Annotated in this window: 17 protein-coding genes and 1 pseudogene; 11 read left to right on the top strand and 7 right to left on the bottom strand. The window is 69.3% G+C overall.

All coding sequences use genetic code 11. The annotated features are described in order from the left end of the window. Positions 1 to 518: 518 nt before the first annotated feature. Positions 519 to 1,370: a LysR family transcriptional regulator gene (locus tag ABR737_RS40005; protein WP_350256057.1), complete on the bottom strand. Its 852-nt coding sequence runs from the start codon at positions 1,368 to 1,370 to the stop codon at positions 519 to 521. Between the two features lie 81 nt (positions 1,371 to 1,451). Between ABR737_RS40005 and ABR737_RS40000 the strand changes: the two genes are divergently transcribed. The 3 genes and pseudogenes from ABR737_RS40000 to ABR737_RS39990 form a co-directional block, all read left to right on the top strand. Further along, positions 1,452 to 1,946: a cupin domain-containing protein gene (locus ABR737_RS40000; RefSeq protein WP_350256056.1), complete on the top strand. Its 495-nt coding sequence runs from the start codon at positions 1,452 to 1,454 to the stop codon at positions 1,944 to 1,946. A 174-nt stretch (positions 1,947 to 2,120) separates the two neighbouring features. Beyond that, complete coding sequence (locus tag ABR737_RS39995; RefSeq protein WP_350256055.1) at positions 2,121 to 2,480, top strand: DoxX family protein; 360 nt, start codon at positions 2,121 to 2,123, stop codon at positions 2,478 to 2,480. Between the two features lie 147 nt (positions 2,481 to 2,627). Next, positions 2,628 to 2,999, top strand: a pseudogene (locus ABR737_RS39990) (YdcF family protein); the annotation flags it as partial. Between the two features lie 276 nt (positions 3,000 to 3,275). Here the strand turns inward: ABR737_RS39990 and ABR737_RS39985 are convergent. Beyond that, a complete protein-coding gene (locus ABR737_RS39985) occupies positions 3,276 to 3,953 on the bottom strand; it encodes an HdeD family acid-resistance protein (RefSeq protein WP_350256054.1) in 678 nt (225 codons plus the stop codon). A 524-nt stretch (positions 3,954 to 4,477) separates the two neighbouring features. Between ABR737_RS39985 and ABR737_RS39980 the strand changes: the two genes are divergently transcribed. The 3 genes from ABR737_RS39980 to ABR737_RS39970 all read left to right on the top strand — a co-directional run bounded on the left by ABR737_RS39980 (position 4,478) and on the right by ABR737_RS39970 (position 6,936). Further along, complete coding sequence (locus tag ABR737_RS39980; protein ID WP_350256053.1) at positions 4,478 to 4,930, top strand: VOC family protein; 453 nt, start codon at positions 4,478 to 4,480, stop codon at positions 4,928 to 4,930. Between the two features lie 315 nt (positions 4,931 to 5,245). Next, entirely contained in the window at positions 5,246 to 6,040 is a 795-nt protein-coding gene (locus tag ABR737_RS39975; protein ID WP_350256052.1) for a phosphotransferase, read from the top strand. 257 nt (positions 6,041 to 6,297) lie between these two features. Next, positions 6,298 to 6,936, top strand: coding sequence for a molybdopterin-dependent oxidoreductase (locus ABR737_RS39970; protein WP_350256051.1), 639 nt, complete (start codon positions 6,298 to 6,300; stop codon positions 6,934 to 6,936). Between the two features lie 29 nt (positions 6,937 to 6,965). Here the strand turns inward: ABR737_RS39970 and ABR737_RS39965 are convergent, their stop codons facing one another. After that, a complete protein-coding gene (locus ABR737_RS39965; RefSeq protein WP_350256050.1) occupies positions 6,966 to 7,403 on the bottom strand; it encodes a VOC family protein in 438 nt (145 codons plus the stop codon). A 348-nt stretch (positions 7,404 to 7,751) separates the two neighbouring features. Next, positions 7,752 to 8,558: an alpha/beta fold hydrolase gene (locus ABR737_RS39960; RefSeq protein ID WP_350256049.1), complete on the bottom strand. Its 807-nt coding sequence runs from the start codon at positions 8,556 to 8,558 to the stop codon at positions 7,752 to 7,754. 135 nt (positions 8,559 to 8,693) lie between these two features. Between ABR737_RS39960 and ABR737_RS39955 the strand changes: the two genes are divergently transcribed. From ABR737_RS39955 to ABR737_RS39945, 3 genes are all read left to right on the top strand, one after another. After that, complete coding sequence (locus tag ABR737_RS39955) at positions 8,694 to 9,647, top strand: helix-turn-helix domain-containing protein (protein ID WP_350256048.1); 954 nt, start codon at positions 8,694 to 8,696, stop codon at positions 9,645 to 9,647. Between the two features lie 115 nt (positions 9,648 to 9,762). Further along, the gene (locus ABR737_RS39950; RefSeq protein ID WP_350256047.1) at positions 9,763 to 10,629 is read left to right on the top strand and encodes a helix-turn-helix transcriptional regulator; all 867 of its coding nucleotides are present in this window, start codon (positions 9,763 to 9,765) and stop codon (positions 10,627 to 10,629) included. Positions 10,630 to 10,897: 268 nt separating this feature from the next. After that, on the top strand, positions 10,898 to 11,656 hold the full coding sequence (locus ABR737_RS39945) for an SDR family NAD(P)-dependent oxidoreductase (protein WP_350256046.1): 759 nt from the start codon (positions 10,898 to 10,900) through the stop codon (positions 11,654 to 11,656). 152 nt (positions 11,657 to 11,808) lie between these two features. Here ABR737_RS39945 and ABR737_RS39940 read toward each other — a convergent pair whose 3' ends face one another. From ABR737_RS39940 to ABR737_RS39930, 3 genes are all read right to left on the bottom strand, one after another. Continuing rightward, entirely contained in the window at positions 11,809 to 12,513 is a 705-nt protein-coding gene (locus ABR737_RS39940; RefSeq protein ID WP_350256045.1) for a DUF2470 domain-containing protein, read from the bottom strand. Between the two features lie 220 nt (positions 12,514 to 12,733). Then, the gene (locus ABR737_RS39935; RefSeq protein WP_350256044.1) at positions 12,734 to 13,603 is read right to left on the bottom strand and encodes an alpha/beta fold hydrolase; all 870 of its coding nucleotides are present in this window, start codon (positions 13,601 to 13,603) and stop codon (positions 12,734 to 12,736) included. 465 nt (positions 13,604 to 14,068) lie between these two features. Continuing rightward, positions 14,069 to 14,683, bottom strand: coding sequence for a TMEM175 family protein (locus ABR737_RS39930; protein WP_350256043.1), 615 nt, complete (start codon positions 14,681 to 14,683; stop codon positions 14,069 to 14,071). A gap of 129 nt (positions 14,684 to 14,812) precedes the next feature. Here ABR737_RS39930 and ABR737_RS39925 point away from each other — a divergent pair, with 129 nt between their 5' ends. Together ABR737_RS39925 and ABR737_RS39920 are read left to right on the top strand one after the other, a co-directional pair. After that, entirely contained in the window at positions 14,813 to 15,967 is a 1,155-nt protein-coding gene (locus tag ABR737_RS39925) for a 2Fe-2S iron-sulfur cluster-binding protein (RefSeq protein WP_350256042.1), read from the top strand. A 141-nt stretch (positions 15,968 to 16,108) separates the two neighbouring features. Continuing rightward, positions 16,109 to 16,846: an SDR family NAD(P)-dependent oxidoreductase gene (locus tag ABR737_RS39920; RefSeq protein ID WP_350256041.1), complete on the top strand. Its 738-nt coding sequence runs from the start codon at positions 16,109 to 16,111 to the stop codon at positions 16,844 to 16,846. Positions 16,847 to 17,033: the final 187 nt, after the last annotated feature.

Here is a 17,033-nt window from a genome sequence, read left to right as displayed (position 1 = left end):
ATGACGCTTGCCGCGGGCTCAGCTGGGGGGACCTTTAGCCGTTAGCCAGGGAGCGGTCCAACGTCCTCAGCCCGAAGGCGGCGTCCGTCCATCTCAGCCCGGTACCGCAGTCCCTTGCGTCCAGCCGTCCCATCGCGCCACAGAACGCGACGCTCGCGGTCACGCATGTGGCCGTCGTCCTGGTGTGGCTGCTGTTCTGGTGTGGTTGTTGCTCTGGGCGTCGGTGGTCGCCAGTTGCGGAACGCCCTGGCCACACCGGGACGTAGGGGTGCGGACACGGCGGCGCGGCGGGCCGACCGTGGAGCCTGTCCCTGCAGGACCATACTGCTCGTTGCGACGTACTGACACACGAACTTGCCGACGCGCCAACTCGCTTTCCCGATGGTCCTCATGCATAGCCGCGCCCTCGCCTTGCACCCGAAAGGGGGCAGCAGACGTTCACCGCTTGGGGAGGCAGTCCCGAGGGCGCCGCAGCGTTCGCATTGTTCACGGGATGCGGCAGCACCAGTTGCCGGCGCTCAGTGGCGGTACGCGGCTGTCGCGATCTCGACGAAGGATCGGATCAACGGGCTGGTGTCACCTTCGTTCCACACCGCCACCACTCGGCTCGGCGCCATGTCGATCAGCGGTACCAGGGCCAACTCCGCGGGCAGGTCGTGTCCGAACGGGGCCAGGCCGACTGTGCCGTTCCACAACACGGCCTGCAGGCATTCCTGAACGGCGCGCACCATTGGCCCCTCGCGCGGCCTGCCGCCGTTCCAGTACGACTGCCAGATGGGGTCGGTGCCCTGCGGGAACTGGAACCAGCGGCGGTCGCTCAGCTCGGCCAGCCGCAGCCGGTCGCGGCGGGCCAGCGGATCGTCGGCGCGCAGGACCACGCCGACCGGATCGGTTCGCAGCGCACGCACCGTCAGGGCGGTCTCGTCGAACGGCGCCCGGGTGAGGGCGACGTCGACCAGTCCGGCGCGCAGCCCGCACGTCGGGTCGGTCAGGTCGGTGTCGCGGATGCGGATGTCGATGCCGGGGTGGTTTCGGCGGTAGGCGGCGGCCAGCCTGGACACTCCCGGGTCGGTGCCGTCGCCCAGGATGCCGACGGTGATGGTCGCGGCGCCGGCCGCCGCGCTGACGCGTACACGGACGCGCTCGGCATGGTCGAGCAATGCGCGCGCCTCGTCGAGCAGCACCGTGCCCACCGGCGTGAGCGTGACGCCGGTGGGCGAGCGGGCGAAGAGCAGGGCCCCGACGTCGGCCTCCATCTGCTTGATCGCCCGGCTCAGCGGCGGCTGACTCATGTGCAGTCGGGTGGCGGCCCGGCCGAAGTGAAGTTCCTCGGCGACCGCCACGAAGTAGCGCAAGGTCCGTAGCTCCACACTGCAACGATACCCACGAGGTATCGGCGCTGCGGGATGGGTCTTGGACACCGGCGGGGTCCCGGCGGTGCACTCGTGAGCATGACCGAAGAGACGAAGACCAGCGAGCCGCAGGCCGGCCCCGCCGTATCGGTGGTGGGTCCCGGCGGCGGTGAGACGATCGTTCTGGGCACCACGCGCATGCGCGTTCTGGAGGACGGCAGCCACACCGGGCACCGCCTCGCCATCGCCGAGTCCGTCCTCTCCCCGCGCACCCAGGAACCGCCGCAGTACCGCCACGCCCAACACGACGAGGGCTTCTACGTCCTCTCCGGCACCCTGCGGTTCACGGTCGGGGACGAGGACTACGACGCCACCGCGGGCACGCTCGTGACGGTCCCGCCAGGCACCCCGCACGCCTTCGCCAACCTGACCGACCAGCCCGCCGTCATGCTCAGCACATTCACCCCGGACCTGTACGTGCAGTACTTCCGGGATCTCCAGGAGGTGTTCGCCGACGGCCGGCCGTTGACGCGACAGGCCAACATCGATGCGATGAGCCGCTACGCGACCGAGCCCGCCACCAACCTCGCCTGAAGCCGACGGGACGGAACGGCCCAGCCCCTCTTCTTCCGACCCGCGAGGCCGTGGTGCTGCCGCCCCGCCGGCCCCTCGGACGACGGACCGGGCCTTCTCCAGGGGCTTCCCTGGCCCTGGCAATCGACGCAATCGACGGGGCCCCCGCGAACCGGTGGCCCAGGAACGGGAACGATGAACATCGCCTACTGGATCGTCGCCGGACTGCTCGCCCTCTTCTACTGCTACGCAGGAACGCTGAAGGTGATCCGCAGCCGCGATCAACTCCGCCCGATGATGGCCTGGGTCGACCGCATACCCTTGCCCGCCGTCAGGGCGCTGGGGACGGTCGAAATACTCGGCGCGGCCGGCCTGGTCCTGCCACCGCTGACCGGCATCGCGCCCTCGCTGGCGCCGGCCGCGGCCATCGGCTTCGTCCTTCTGCAGACCGGTGCGATCGCCGTGCACCTGACCGGCGAAGACCGCCGGATCGCACTCAACGTCGGGCTCACCGCCACCGCGGCCGTGACCATCTGGCTGGCCACCAGGCGGTGATCGAGCACGGACTTCGACCGGAGGATGCGAATCCAGGGCCAGCCGCCCCACCGCCACTGTCACTTCTCATGAACGTCGAACACGCCGCCATCTACGCGCTGCTCGGTGAGGCGCACATCTGCCGTCCCAACTCGTGAATAAAGCCATGGAATGCGCTCCATCGCCGCTGACAGTGCGCGTGCCACTCGCGTAATCTTCAGCGGCGGTGCGACCAGCAGCAGCGCCGCGGAGGCACAGTTGATGGCCGGCTACGCGAAGTCGGTGCTCAAGTTCGACGGCACAGTTCTCCTCGAAGACCAAAGCACGACGACATGGGAGAACATCACGAACGTGATCCCACTGCTCGAGGACGCCGACCGCATCAAAATCGCCTCCCAGCCGGCCCACACACTCAAGGCCCGCGCGTACTTGCGGCGTCAGCGCCCTGATCTCGCCGAAAGGGAAGGGAGAAGGACACTATCGAAACCCACCTGCCGGAGAGTTCGGAGGCTCAGCACTTGCGCTCGCTGCTTCCACTGATCGAACGCCTACCCTGAAAGATCGCTTTGCGACCACCGAGAACCCGAGAACCGCCTGATCCGGATGGCCCGACCGTCGTCCTCGCCCCAGGCCAGACAGGGCAGAGCAGGGCAGGGCGGCATAAGGGATCATTCACCTGGCCACCCTTGCCCTTTCGGTCTTCTCGCCGCGGAGCAAGTGCGCCGGCGACGGCCACCACGCGGGCCGCATCGGCCAGTTGGCACGCGACTTGCTCGAAATGCCTCGGCCTCGCTGCCTGGGCCGGCGTGACCGTGATCAGTGCTGGGGGTGGGGGCGGGAGTGGAACATGGGCCGGCGCTTGGTGGCTGTGCCCTGGGTGAGGTGGCCGAGTTCGACGCGCATCTTGATGGCGTGGAAGACCTCGACGGCACCCACGACGATGGCCATGATGCCCACCACCAAGGTCAGGGCGGCGATCGAGCCGAACGGCAACACGATCAGCACGATGCCGGCCAGAGTGGTGATGATTCCCGAGAAGATCTGCCAGCCGCGCGCCGGGATCTCCTCGGCGGAGACCGCCGTGGCGGTCACCATGATGCCGCGCAGCAGCCAGCCGAAGCCGATCCACAGCGCGAGCAGCAGAATCGATTCCAGGGTGCCGCGGAAGCAGACCAGGCCCAGCAGGATGAAGAGCGCACCCGCGACGAAATGCAACACCCGCAGGTGCCGGGGGACGTGTGTGCCAAAGGCAGCGGCCAGCTGGAAGACACCGGTGGCCAGCAGGTAGATGCCGAAGAGTACGCCGACGACCCGCAGGGTCTGGCTGGGCCAGGCCAGGGCGATGACGCCCAGCGCGATCGCGGCCAGGCCCATGACGAGCAGGAATTGCCAGCCCATGTTCGCCAGGGCGTTCAGGCCCCCGGCCGGGGAGACGTCTCTGGGTTCGGTGTCGTGCGGAGGGCTGGTGCCTGCGGAATCGGAGGGGTATGTCATGCCGTCTGCCTCCTCCAGGAAAGAGCACGGTCGGTGGGATCCAGTGGTTCCATGGTCACCCGCCTGGCCCCGTCCCGCCTGGCAGGCGCTGGGAGGTCCCGTCCGGCGGCCGCGGCGGCATACGTCCCCCGAGGAGGCAGAGAGCCCTGTCGGGGTCCGGCCATGGGTCCACGGGTTGCAGCGGGCACCGTGGCGCGATGACATGGAAGGCGGAGGCCGTGTTGGCCGTGTGGCCCTCTTGGGCGCATGGGACTTCTGGACATGTCGGATGTCTTCGAGGTAAGCCGCGCCACGGGGTTGCTCACGGCCATCGCGAGAGTGTCGGTCACCTTCGGCTGATCTCTCTGTCGGTGAAGGATGCGCCAACTGCCGGTCTCCGCTAGCTGCTGTTGGTGGCGGCTGATTGCCGCTGGTTGCCGCTGGCCGCCGCTGCATGAATCCCCCGAGTTTCCCGAGTTCCCGAGGGATGCCGACGGCCTATCGCGGTGCCTTCGTGTGATCGCGGTCGGCGGAGGGAGACCGAGATGGGCAACGAGGGTATTCCGGCCCCGAGTGAGGGGCTTCTGATGACACATTTCTTGACGGTGCGTGACGTGGCGCGTTCGCGCCGGTTCTACAGCGAGGTGTTGGGCGGGCAGGTCGTCCTGGACGAGAACCCTTGCATTGTGAAGCTCGCCAACAGTTGGATCATCATGAATCCGGGCGGCGGCCCCACCCCGGACAAGCCCGACGTGACGCTGGTCCCGCCCGGCGAACCGGACACCATCTCCAGCTTCATGAACCTGCGAGTTGCCGATATCGAGGCCTGCTACGCCGAATGGAGCGCGAAAGGCGCGGAGTTCCTGACTCCGCCGATCGACCGGCGTGCCGAGGTCCGCTGCTACCTGCGCGACCCTGATGGCTACCTGATCGAGGTCGGGCAGGCCACCGGAATGCTGCAAGGTATTTTCGCCCGCACCGACAGCAATTCCGGGTAGTTCGTCTTCCCGAGCAGGCCGGCGGGTCGTCAGCCGGCGGCTTGTACGAGCGGTACTGGGCGGGCAGGACATGCCGGCCCTCCGCTTCGTACGAGCCTGCGCCTGCTTCGGACGAGACGCGCCCGCAACGGCGTTCAGGGCCGTCCGTGCGTTGCCGAGTGCGTCGTGAACCAGGAAAGCGATCCGGGGGTCGGTCCGGCGAGCGCGACTGTAGCGCTCCCCCACCTGCCCATAATTCGTGTCTCCCCTCACCCCCTGTGACATACGATCCCCCTCTCAACTCGCCTGTCAACGAGGAAAATACGGAGGACGTGAATGATGGCCTCATCCCACCACGACGAAGAATCACTGGCCGGTGGCGGCGTCCATCACGTCGTACGCAGCGGGCGGACGGTCCGGCGTCCCGTGGGGCCATGGAGCCCCACCGTCCACGCTCTCCTCGGCCACCTGCGAGAGGCAGGATTCACCGGTGCGCCGCGCGCCCACGGTTTCGACGACGACGGCCGGGAAATCCTGGACCATCTGCCGGGCGAGGTGGCGCACTACCCCCTGCCCGATTACGTACGGACGGACGCGTCCCTCGAAGCGGTCGCCCTGCTGTTGCGCGCCTATCACGACGCGACCGCCGGTTTCCTTCCGCCTCCGGACGCCAAGTGGTACCAGCCACCGCGCGAGCCTGCCGAGGTGGTCTGCCATGGTGACCTCGCCCCGTACAACACGGTCTACCGGGACGGGGTCCCCGTGGCGCTCATCGACTTCGACACCGCTCACCCCGGCCCGCGGGTCTGGGACCTCGCCTATGCCGCATACCGGTTCGTGCCACTGACCGGGCCGGACAACCGGGACTTTCCCCTGCCGGTCGCCGATCAGGCACGTCGGCTGCGGCTGTTCGCCGACGCGTACGGGCTCGATCGTGCCATCCGCGAAGTCCTGCCCCACACTGCGGCCGAGCGGCTGGAACGCCTCGTGGGACACATGCACGAACAGGCCACAGCCGGTGTCGCCGCCTTCGCCCGGCACATTGCCGACGGCCACGACGCGCTCTACCGGGCGGACCGGGCGCACATCGCCCGCCACGAGGAAGCCTTCGTCGCGGCGCTGCTGCGCTGAGCCGAGCGCTTGAGCTGCTGTGCCGCGTGCTTGAGCCATGGAGTTCAGCCGAGAGATTCGGGCGAGGGGTTCAGCCGACGTCTACCGTGCGGGCCGGCCAGGAGCGGTCCTGGGGCGGGCCCATCGGCTTCGGTGGCACCGTGGGCGCGCCAGTCGGCCGACGCGCCCGGCTGCGAATGCCGGCCGAGTCCGCCGGCGGCCTGTAGAGGAGAATGTGTGCGATATGGCGTTGCCGACGAGCAGGGAGGATCGATCCGATGGGACGTGACGAGCCCGGCGCGGGCTGTGGCCCGTACACCACCGACGGGCTCCTTCCCCCTGGGCAGCGGCTCGCCCGGGGCTGGCCCGTCTCGCACTACGGCCCCGTCCCCAGGTTCCGGCCCGATCGCTGGGACCTGAAGGTCTTCGGCGCCACCGAGACGGGTGACAACCCCACGTGGACCCTCGACGCATTCACGGCCCTGCCGACCATCGAGGTCGTCGCCGATCTGCACTGCGCGACAGGACCCACGTCGACCGGCCACGAGTGGTTCGGCGTCGCTGCCACCACACTGCTGGAACTGGCGCCTCCCTCCCCCCAGGTCACACACGTCATGGCCTGGGCTGAGTACGGCTACAGCGCCAACATGCGGCTCAGCGACTTCGCCTCCTCCCGGACGCTCCTGGCCACCCACCACAACGGAGAATCGCTCACCGCCGAGCACGGCTTTCCCCTGCGCCTCGTCGTTCCCCACCTCTACGGCTACAAGGGCCCCAAGTGGCTGCGCGGCATCGAGTACATGACTGCCGACCGCCGCGGTTTCTGGGAAGAGCGCGGCTACCACAACATCGGCGAGGCATGGCGAGGCCGGCGCCACTCCTACCAAGAGGAAGACGGCGACGGGCCTCCGCTGTAAGGAGGCAGTAAGGTCCCGTGATCCTTTGCTCAGCCGGCCGGTGGGGGCTCTTCGCCGAAGACCCAGGGCGCCAGTACGACCAGCCAGCCGTCCGGGTCCTTGAAGAGGACGGCGCCGTGCTCCGGCCAGTAGGGATTCGCGGCGGGGACCGGGCTGTGTCCGTGCTCGGCGAGACGTCGGGAGGCGACGGCGACGGCTTCGGGGCCGCGGAGATAGAGCACCAACTGGTTCTCCGGGTGCGGCTCGGGGACGCGGGGTGGGTCGCCGTGCTGCAGGAGCTCCATGTGCACCGGGGTGCCGGGCAGGCCGAGGACGATGCCGTCATAGCCGTGATGGCCGCGCCATTCGGCGAGTACCGGCAAGCCGAGGACGTCGCGGTAGAAGACCAGAACGTCGTCGTACTTCGCAGTCGGCCGGGCGAAGCGGACCGCTCCTACATCGAGGTGGCTGGGCCAGGAGTGAGACATAGGGCGATGCTGGCACGCGTCCCCCAGGGGCCGAATCGGCCTTTGGGTCTACGACCGGAGACCGGGGCTGCGTTGCGAAGCCGTCGGTTGAGTGCGGGTCAGACGTCGGTGGATGTCGCGGACGCCTCGCGCCCTTATGTCCTTGGGTGACAACTGTGCAGGTCAGAAGCGTGCGCGCCGCCATGCCGGGCCAACCACAGCGCTAACGGGCCGCCTGAAGCACTCAGTCACGAGACGACAGGCACCAGACGGGCAGGCGGCAGGCGGCAGGCGGCAGGCGGCAGGCGGCAGGCGGCAGGCGGCAGGCGGCAGGCGGCAGGCGGCAGGCGGCAGGCGGCAGGGTACGTATCAGCAGGCGAGACCAGCAGTGAAGTCTTCCAGTGCTGCGGCGACTGCGGCGGGGGCCTCCAGGGGCAGCAGGTGCCCGCTGGCCTGGACGATCTCGAACCGGGCCTGGGGGACGCTGGGCAGGAGGCAGCTACGGAGAACATCCGGCGGTTCGACCTGGTCGCGCTCGCCGGCCAGGACGAGGACGGGGGCCTCGATCGTCCTGGCCGCGTCCGTGACATCCGTGGCAATCCCCCGCATGGGCCACTCCAGACGGGCGGCGTCGTCGCTGTTCAGGCTGTCCCGCACGACGGCGCTGCGGACGGCCCCCGCCAGCGGCGTGGCGGTGAGGGCGTGGTCGAGTGCCTGCCCGACGGACTGCGCGGAATCGTAGGCGTGGGAGAGGGACTGCCGGTACTCGGCAGTCACGCTCGCGGGCGGCTGCGGCGGCGCGGGAGCCAGCAACACCACCCCAGCCAGGCCCGGGGGACGGCGGGCGGCGGCGAGCAGACTCACCTTGCCGCCCATCGAGTGCCCGACGAGGACGAACGTGCCCAGGCCCAGGCCCTTGACGATGTCGATCAGATCGTCAGCGAGCTCGTCCAGTCGGTACGGTCCGGGCAGCTCCCGCGACGAGCCCCAGCCGCGCTGGTCGAAACGGACCGTGTCCCGGTCGGCCGGGAGCTGCTCCACGACGGCGTCCCACGTACCGGCGGACCCGCCCCAGTAGTGCACGAATACCAGCGTGGGCCCGTCCCCTGCTCGTCGGCGGACCTCGATCGAGCCGTCTGCCACGGCTACGTGGTGTGTTGTGGATACTGTCGTCATGGAGACCTCTGAGCCATTTCGCTGAAGGGTACGAAGAACTGCTCCAGCCCGATTTCACGCCGCTGAGCAGTGGATATGGCTCAAACGCTACAGACGTGCCGCAGCGCAAGCCCGGTTGAAAGGTGCAAGCTTCTTGTGAAAAGCGGTCAGCTTCCCGGAGTCAAGCAGTTGCGCTACACCCCGGCTCCCGGGGCCCAGTTCGATGTCGAAGTGCTCAGCTTCGCGCAACTGCGGCTCATGGACCCCGGCCGCCGGCGAACCCGCCCGCAGCGCCCGGACTTCCATGTCATGGCCTTGGTGCAGGCGGGCGTGGGACGGCACACCGCCGATTTCATCGATCACCCCCTGCGGGAGCGGACCGTCGTGTGGATACGTCCGGGTGTGGTGCACCGCTGGACCGATGTCGACGACGTGGAGGGCCCCCTCCTGCTCTTCACGCAGGGCTTCCCGCCTGCTCCTGGCCCCGTGGCACAGGCGACGGGGGACGTTTTCGGCCCGGCCTGCTGGCGACTCGACAAGGAGGCCTGGGAACTGGCCATGCGGGCCGCGGACCATCTGCGGCACGAGCACGCGGCAGCGGTATCGAATCCGCGGCTGGCCTCGGCGCCGCTGCTCGCCCACCTCCTGTCAGCCCTCGTGCTGCGGGTGCTGCCCACCGGGCCGGCCGATGCCCCGACAGGCACCCCCCACGAACACGAACCCGGATCCGACCGCAGGCCCGGGCCCGACCCCAGACCCGGGCCTGCCCCCGAACCCGACCCCGAACACACCGTCTTCCGCCGCTACCGGGCCGCGGTCGAGGAACGGTTCGCCGAGCACCACCACGTACGCGACTATGCCTCCGCCCTCGGCTACGAACCACGCACCCTCACCCGCGCGACCCGCGCCGCAACGGGCCTGGGTGCCAAGCAGTTCCTCGACCAACGGATCCTGCTGGAGGCCAAACGGCTGCTCGCACACACCGATTTGCCCGCCGCGCGCTGCGCAGAGCACCTTGGCTTCCACGACGCCGCGAACTTCACCACGTTCTTCCAGCGCCAGGCCGGGCTGTCCCCCAGCCGCTGGCGCACGCGGCACAACGGCCGCTGAGCAGAGCTCGACGGCACCATTCAGTGCAGCAACGACGGCCGGGCCCCGCCACCGACAGAACACCTCTCCTCGGATCAGAACATCTCTCCTCGGAGAGGCGTATTAGCATGACCGCATGGAGGTCTCAAAGCTTTCCGCCGAGGGGCGGCAGCGGCGCAGTGCGGAGATACGGGCGTTTCTGCGCTCACGGCGGGCGCGGGTGACGCCCGCGGACGTGGGCATGGCAGCTGGCAGCGGGCGCCGTACACCGGGGCTGCGGCGCGAGGAGGTGGCGGTCCTCGCCGGGGTGGGGGTCTCCTGGTACACGTGGTTGGAACAGGGGCGCGACATCAAGGTGTCGGCCGAGGTGCTGGACGCCGTCTCCCGCGTGCTGCGGCTGGACGCCGCCGAGCGTGAACACCTCTACCTGCTGGCCGGGCTGAACCCTCCGCAGGCAGCGCCCGCGGACCGCGCGGTGCCGGACGGGATCCGCCGGGTCATCGACGGCTGGCTGCGGCGGCCCGCGTACGTCATCGACCGGCACTGGAAGCTGGTCGCCGTCAACCGGGCTGCCCAACTGGTATTTGGCTACGGCGAACTTGACCACAGTTGTCTGGTCAGCTTCTTCACCAGTGCGCACTTCCGGTCCGTGCTGTGTGGCTGGGAGGACGCGGCGCGGCAGATCGTCGGCCTGTTCCGCGCGGATGCTGCACGCTATCCGGACGATCCGGAGTTCGGCCGGCTCGCGGAGGACATGTGCGCCGCCAGTCCTGTCTTCGCGACTGTCTGGGCCGAACACCCGGTGGGTGCGGCGACCGAGGGCATCAAGTCGCTGGTGCACCCCGCTGTGGGGGAGCTGACGTTCCACTACACGATGCTGCCCGTCTCCGATCTGCCCGGCGCCCGGCTGCTGCTGTACACCCCTGCGGAGGGGACGCCGACCGAGGCCCGGGTGGTCGGCCTGCTGGATGCGGGTGATCGGGCCGTGGTCGCTACTCCGTAGGCCCTTTGCCCGGCCGGCAGGGCGGCCCTGCCGGTGTGGTGGCTCGGGCGGCGTGGTGGCTCGGGCGGCGTGGTGGCTCGGGCGGCCCTGCCGCAGAGCTGCCCGGTCGCGCAGAGTTGGCCCCGCTCGCCGGCCACGGTCGCGGCCCCGGCCGCGTGTCGCTGTCGCTGTCGCCAAGAGCCATCAGAAACGGCCTAAGGGTGGTGGTGACAGACCCAGGTTCAGGTGGCACTGCCGGATCGGGCCGCGCCGCCTCAGGATCGTGTCCATGCAGCGATTCACGAACAAGACAGCACTGATCACCGGCGGCACCAGCGGAATGGGATTCGCCACGGCGCGGCGGCTCCTGGACGAGGGGGCGTACGTCGTCATCACCGGCCGCGACCAGGCGCGCCTCGACGCGGCGGTCGCCCGGCTCGACGCGGTGGAGGGCCGGGTACTGGCCGTGCGGGCCGACGCCGCCTCGCCTGCCGATCTCGACGCGCTGATGCGCCGCATCGAGACCTGGCGCGGCACGCTCGATGCCGTCTTCGCCAATGCCGGGACCGGCGTCTTCAAGCCGACCGTCGAGATCACCGAGGACGACTTCGACCGCACTGTGAACGTCAACTTCAAGGGCGTCTTCTTCACCGTGCAGAAGGCGTTGCGGCTGATGCCGCGCGGTGGCGCCATCGTCATCAACGCCTCCTGGACCCTGTACCGGGGGCTGCCCATCGCCTCGGTCTATTCGGCCAGCAAGGCGGCGGTCCACAACCTCGCCCGCACCATGGGCTCCGATCTTGCCGCTCGCGGTATCCGCGTCAACTCCGTCAGCCCCGGCTACATCGACACGCCGATGTGGCGCGAGGCCAACACCGATCCGGGTGCCGAAGCCCGCAACTCCGCCGAAGTGGCGCTGGGGTCACTCGGTCACCCGGACGAGGTCGCCGCAGCCGTGGCTTTCCTCGCTTCCGAGGACGCCGCGTACATCACCGGCCAGGATCTGGTCGTCGACGGCGGACTCGTCGGCTCGGTGCCGGCCACGTGAGCGCCGCGGCGAGCGTTCCGCTTCAGTAGGCAGAAGGGCGACGGGGCCGCGCCCGTCCCCGCCGCTGTCCTGCTGACCCTGCTACCCGGCTGCTCCATGCGATCGCCTTGCAGTCACTCACTTCAACCGGGGCCGTACGCGGGCCCGCCGGATCAGGTCAACAGATGGCTGGGGTGGGAGAAGCGGCGCGCCGTGGCCAGGAGGGCGTGGATCTGGGGGCCGACCTGGTCGATGTCGGTCACCGGCGTCTTGAACGGCAGCCGGACGTCGTGATGGGTGTGCGGGTATTCGAGACGCAACGTCACGCCGTAGCGGTCCATCGCCACCGGCAGGGCGCGCTGCATGCCAGTTCCCGGACGAGGCCGAACGAGGCGCAGCAGCAGGGGAACGAGTTCGGCGTGGTCGTCCAGGAGGTGGGTCAGCATGCCTGCCTCGCTCGTCGCGATCGGATCGAGGTCGGTTGCCTCCAGGGCGTGGAGGGTGACGTAGGTGCGTTCCCGGGCGTCTTCGAGGACCGCCTGACCGAACTCCATACAGGTGCTCTTCGTGGCCTCGGTGCTGTACGGGGCTGCCAGCAGCCCGGTCACCGTGACGCGGGCACGGACTCGGTCCCGTACGGGTGTGGGGGCGATGTCGGTGAGTTCCAACTTCACCGGGACGCGCGTCGCCGTCTGGGCGCCGGTGTCCTCGAACGGTGCGTGCAGGTGGACATGGCCCATTGCCCCGGTTCCGTCGAGGCGACGCACTTCGGTGAGCCTCCCGTCGCTCACCACGGTCATCGAATGGGCGGAGGCCAGAATCGACCGGACGCGCTCTGCAGCAGTCGGTGAGGCGGCAGGGGTGTGGAAAGGACGCATCCGGGTGCTCCAGGCGCGGCTAGAGAAGCAAGGTAGATTACTTAGGTAAGCCTAACCTAACTCACGCTCGTCGCCGATACGGTAGCCGGTCTGCGGTCACGGTTACCGTCCCGGTGGCGGACTGCTGCACCGACACGACTCGCCCTCACCGGGCCCGACCCGACTCACTATCGCCCTCACCCTCGCCCGGCCCGACCCGACCCGACCCGACCCCCGAGCGTCAGGTGAGGACGCGCGCGAGGAAGTCGCGCATGTGCCCGGTGATGGTCTCGAGGTGGCTCTCCAGGGCGAAGTGCCCGGACTCGAGCAGGTGGATCTCGGCCTGGGGCAGGTCCCGGGCGAATGCCTTGGCGCCGTCGGGGCCGAAGATCTCGTCGTTGGCGCCCCAGACCGCCAGCAGCGGGACTTGCGAGTCACGGAAGTACTGGTGGACCCGCGGGTAGAGCTCCACATTGGTCGGGTAGTCGCGGAAGAGCTTGAGCTGGATCTCTTCGTTACCGGGGCGGTCCAGCAGCGCCTGGTCGTGGACCCAGTTGTCGGGGCTGACCAGACTCGGGTCAGCCACTCCGTTGACGTACTGCCAGCGAGTGATCTCGGGAGTGAGCGCGCCTCGCATGGGGGCTTCGGTGTCCGGGCCGGGTGCCTGCGCATAGGCGAAGACACCGTCCCAGAACGGCTTGACGAAGCCCTCTTCGTAGGCGTTGCCGTTCTGGGTGATGATCGCGGTGACACGGTCGGGGGCCTGGAGGGCAAGCCGCCAGCCGATGGGAGCGCCGTAGTCCTGTACGTACATGGCGAACCGTTCGACGCCCAGGTGCTGGAGCAGTCCGGAGGTGACGTCGGTGAGGGCTTCGAAGGTGTACGGGAAGTCCGACAGGGCCGGCATCGCGGACTGGCCGAACCCGATGTGATCGGGGGCGATGACGTGGTAGCGGTCGGCCAGCGCCGGGATCAGCTGGCGGAACATGTGCGAGCTGGTCGGAAAGCCGTGGAGGAGAACCACGGCGGGCGCCTCGGGGTCGCCGGCCTCCCGGTAGAAGACCTCGAGACCGTTGACGGTGGCGGTGCGGTGGTGAACTGCGGAAGCCATATCCCTAACCTCTCTATCGAGATTTAGCAGTTATGCATCCAGTCACGCATCTCCCGTCTAACCTGTCAAGGTTCTTTTACTGGTTAGACGGAGTGGATGGACGCGGTGCGGGGCGGTACGGCGCGGCGCGGTTCGGTGCAGTTCGGTGCAGTTCGGTGCGGTGTGCTTCGGCGCGATGTGCTTCGGCGCGATGCGGTGCAGTCGTAGACGTCGGTGAAGCAGGGATGCAGGACGGCCCGGCAGCGGACGGCGGGAGGGCAGCACGGACGTCACCGTGCCGACGGCGGGACGTCCCCCTGCCTCAAGCCTCCGCCCGTGGACGGTCGCCAGCCAGCGCAGTCACCCAGACGCCCAGCCACCCACCCGAGCCGATCTCCCAGGCGGTCGATGCCCGCCACCACGTCACGCCCGATGCCCACGATCACGTCCGACGCCCACGGTCACGGTCACGTGCGACGCCCACGGTCACGCCGACGCTTCACCTTGGCGATCTCGCCCGCAATGGGCAGCCAGTAGTAGGGAATGAAGGCGGCGATCACGGCCACGCCGAGCGCGGGCAAAGAAGGCCCCGAGCAGGATGCCGGTGGCGAGCCAGACAACGGCGAGCTGGAAGCGCCGGGTGATGGCTGTGACGCCGTCCGCATCGATCGTGGTGGCGAGCAGCCGGCGGTCATGACGGGCGTACCACCAGATGACGTTGAACAGCACGGCCGCGAGTTCGAACGCGATGCCGTGCAGGACGACGGCGGTGCGCTGCCCGTGTCCCTCGCGGAACGCCCGGGCCAGTACGGAGGCGGCGAAGGGCAGGAACGCGATATCCATCAGCAGCACGGTGTTGAGAAACAGCACCACCCGGTCGGCGCTGCGGATGTGGTCGAACATGAGGTGGTGGTTGGCCCACACCTGCCCGATCAGCAGGAAGGTGAGGGCGTAGGCCAGGTAGGACGGCCAGAGCGAGGCGAGGCCGTGCAACAGGTGGCGGGTGTCGTGCGGCGGGCGGATGTCCAGAACGAGCAGTGTGACGGCGATGGCGATGACGCCGTCGCTGAACGCGACCACCCGAGTGGGGTCGCGTTCCACCCCGAACGTCGTGGGCCGTCCTCCTGGTCCAGGAAGTGGCTCTGTCACCGCCCCAGCCTCAGGCACCGGGCCCTGCTGAGCGAGCAACCGAGTGGCGTTTCTCCGGCGAGCGGTGCAGGGCAACTCGTGATGACGGAATCACGGCGGCACCTGCACAAGAATGAGCATCGGCCCGAGCGCACGTGGCCGGGCGAACGCGCCGGCACCCAGCAGCCCGGGGCAGAGCCGGGTTGGCCGGGTTTCAAGACCCTGCGCGTCGCCCGCATCGTCCCCGAGACCGCGGCCGTCTCGTCGATCTACCTCAGCAGCACCGACCACACCCCCCTTCCCGAGTCCCGCCCCGGCCAGTACCTCTCCCTCCGCCTCGCCATCGGCGAGGCCGCCCCCACGGTGCGCAGCTACTCCCTGTCCGCCGTGCCCACCGCCGACACCTACCGCATCAGCGTCAAACACGAGCCCCACGGGCAGGTCAGCGGCTACCTCCATGGCACGCTCCGCCCCGGGGATCTCGTGGACATCGCAAGCCCCCGGGGAACGTTCGTGCTCGAAGAAGGCACCCGACCGGTCGTCCTCGTCTCCGCGGGGATCGGTGCCACGCCCGTGCTCGCCATGCTCCACCGACTCGCCGCCGCCCGGGACCCACGCCCCGTCTGGTGGATCCACACCGCCCACGACCGCGCCCACCACGCCTTCGCGGACGAGACCCACACGCTCCTGGCGCAACTCCCCCACGCCCACGAGCACATCTACTACACCGCCGGGGCCGTCCCGCATCCCGGCGAGCCCCACGTCACCCAGGGACGTCCGACCGCCCCCTCACTCGCGGCCATGGGCGTTCCCACGGATGCCGACGCCTATCTCTGCGGACCGCCGGCCTTCATGGACGACCTCGGCGGTTACCTGCGCGAGTACGGCCTGCGCCCCGAGCGAATCCATACGGAACAGTTCAGCGCCCTCCCCGCCATCAATCCCGGCGTCACGCCCACGGCCGCGATCCGGCCGCACCAACCACCCGGCCCACCGGGCTCCGGCCCCCTGATCACCTTCGCCCGCAGCGGCATCACCACCCCCTGGTCGCCCGCTCACGCGTCACTCCTCGACCTCGCCGAGGCCTGCGACATCCCCACCCGGTGGTCCTGTCGCACCGGCGTCTGCCATACCTGCGTCACCCACCTCGTGACAGGCGACATCACGTACACCACCCCACCCCTCGAACTCCCCGAGGCCGGCACCATCCTCGTCTGCTGCAGCACCCCGGCCACGGAAGTCGTCCTCGACCTCTAACAGCCGCCGGGCAACGGCACAGGCCGAGCCGTACCGGAGCAGTTGCGGCCTCCAGGGGTCGGTGCTGATGTGGAGACGAGGCGTGCGCCGGCATCGGGAAGCGACTGGAAGAGAAGGGGTGCGCCAGTGACCACCGTGTCGATGACAGGAAGAGTCGCGCTGGTGACCGGGGCGACCAGCGGTATCGGAGCAGCCACTGCGGAAACGCTCGCCGAGCGTGGTGCGTACGTACTGGTGGCGGGCAGGGACCGAGAACGCGGTGAGAGCGTCGTCGAGGCCATCCGGCAACGTGGCGGCGCCGCTGACTTCGTGGCCGCCGACCTGCTGGACGCCCCCGCGGTCCGACAGCTGGCCCGGGCAGCCAGGGAACTGGGCGACGGCCGGGTGGACATTCTGGTCAACAGCGCGGGCATCTACCCCCTCGGGCCCACGGCGCAGGCATCCGAGAGCGAGGTCGACGCCGTCTACGCGCTGAACGTGAAGGCGCCGTTCTACCTGGTGGCCGAAATCGCCCCGGCAATGGCTGACCGGGGCAGCGGGGCGATCGTCAACGTCAGCACCATGGCCGCCGAGCTCGGCATCGCGGGAGCGGCGCTGTACGGCTCCAGCAAGGCCGCCGTGAACCTGCTGACCAAGTCCTGGGCCGCCGAGTACGGCCCGCGCGGGGTCCGGGTCAACGCCGTCCAGCCGGGGCCGACGCGGACCGAGGGCACGGCAGACATGGGGACGGACCTCGACACCCTCGCCTCCCAGGCACCCGCCGGACGGCCCGCTACCCCGAGGGAGATCGCCGAGGCAATCGCCTACCTGGCCGGCGACACCGCAAGCTTTGTGCACGGCGTGGTGCTACCTGTCGACGGCGGCCGCACCGCTGTGTGAGTCGGGACGCCGGGCCGAGCCGCCGGGCCGCAGAGCCGAGCCACCGGCCGGCTTCTCCGAGTTCGCCGTCCGCTCTCGACGCCGATACGCGGCGGTTGGCATCTGCGCGACCTTCCCAGCCCCCCCCAACTCCGTTGACTTGGAGTGCACTTCAAGTGCTCAACTCTCCAAGCCAACGTCACCACAC

Origin of the sequence: Streptomyces sp. Edi2, from assembly GCF_040253635.1 — a bacterium.
Classification (GTDB): Bacteria; Actinomycetota; Actinomycetes; order Streptomycetales; family Streptomycetaceae; genus Streptomyces.
Note: the sequence above shows the minus strand (reverse complement) of the source record. Positions and strands in the feature narration are given on the sequence as shown.

Excerpts from the sequence above, each read along its gene's own strand:
- ABR737_RS39945 (WP_350256046.1), top strand. The coding sequence starts at position 10,898 with ATGCAGCGATTCACGAACAAGACAGCACTGATCACCGGCGGCACCAGC.
- ABR737_RS39965 (WP_350256050.1), bottom strand. The coding sequence starts at position 7,403 with ATGTCTCACTCCTGGCCCAGCCACCTCGATGTAGGAGCGGTCCGCTTC.
- ABR737_RS39975 (WP_350256052.1), top strand. The coding sequence starts at position 5,246 with ATGATGGCCTCATCCCACCACGACGAAGAATCACTGGCCGGTGGCGGC.
- ABR737_RS39935 (WP_350256044.1), bottom strand. The coding sequence starts at position 13,603 with ATGGCTTCCGCAGTTCACCACCGCACCGCCACCGTCAACGGTCTCGAG.
- ABR737_RS39985 (WP_350256054.1), bottom strand. The coding sequence starts at position 3,953 with ATGACATACCCCTCCGATTCCGCAGGCACCAGCCCTCCGCACGACACC.
- ABR737_RS39970 (WP_350256051.1), top strand. The coding sequence starts at position 6,298 with ATGGGACGTGACGAGCCCGGCGCGGGCTGTGGCCCGTACACCACCGAC.
- ABR737_RS39980 (WP_350256053.1), top strand. The coding sequence starts at position 4,478 with ATGGGCAACGAGGGTATTCCGGCCCCGAGTGAGGGGCTTCTGATGACA.
- ABR737_RS39950 (WP_350256047.1), top strand. The coding sequence starts at position 9,763 with ATGGAGGTCTCAAAGCTTTCCGCCGAGGGGCGGCAGCGGCGCAGTGCG.
- ABR737_RS40000 (WP_350256056.1), top strand. The coding sequence starts at position 1,452 with ATGACCGAAGAGACGAAGACCAGCGAGCCGCAGGCCGGCCCCGCCGTA.
- ABR737_RS39960 (WP_350256049.1), bottom strand. The coding sequence starts at position 8,558 with ATGACGACAGTATCCACAACACACCACGTAGCCGTGGCAGACGGCTCG.
- ABR737_RS39920 (WP_350256041.1), top strand. The coding sequence starts at position 16,109 with ATGACAGGAAGAGTCGCGCTGGTGACCGGGGCGACCAGCGGTATCGGA.
- ABR737_RS39940 (WP_350256045.1), bottom strand. The coding sequence starts at position 12,513 with ATGCGTCCTTTCCACACCCCTGCCGCCTCACCGACTGCTGCAGAGCGC.
- ABR737_RS39925 (WP_350256042.1), top strand. The coding sequence starts at position 14,813 with ATGACGGAATCACGGCGGCACCTGCACAAGAATGAGCATCGGCCCGAG.
- ABR737_RS39995 (WP_350256055.1), top strand. The coding sequence starts at position 2,121 with ATGAACATCGCCTACTGGATCGTCGCCGGACTGCTCGCCCTCTTCTAC.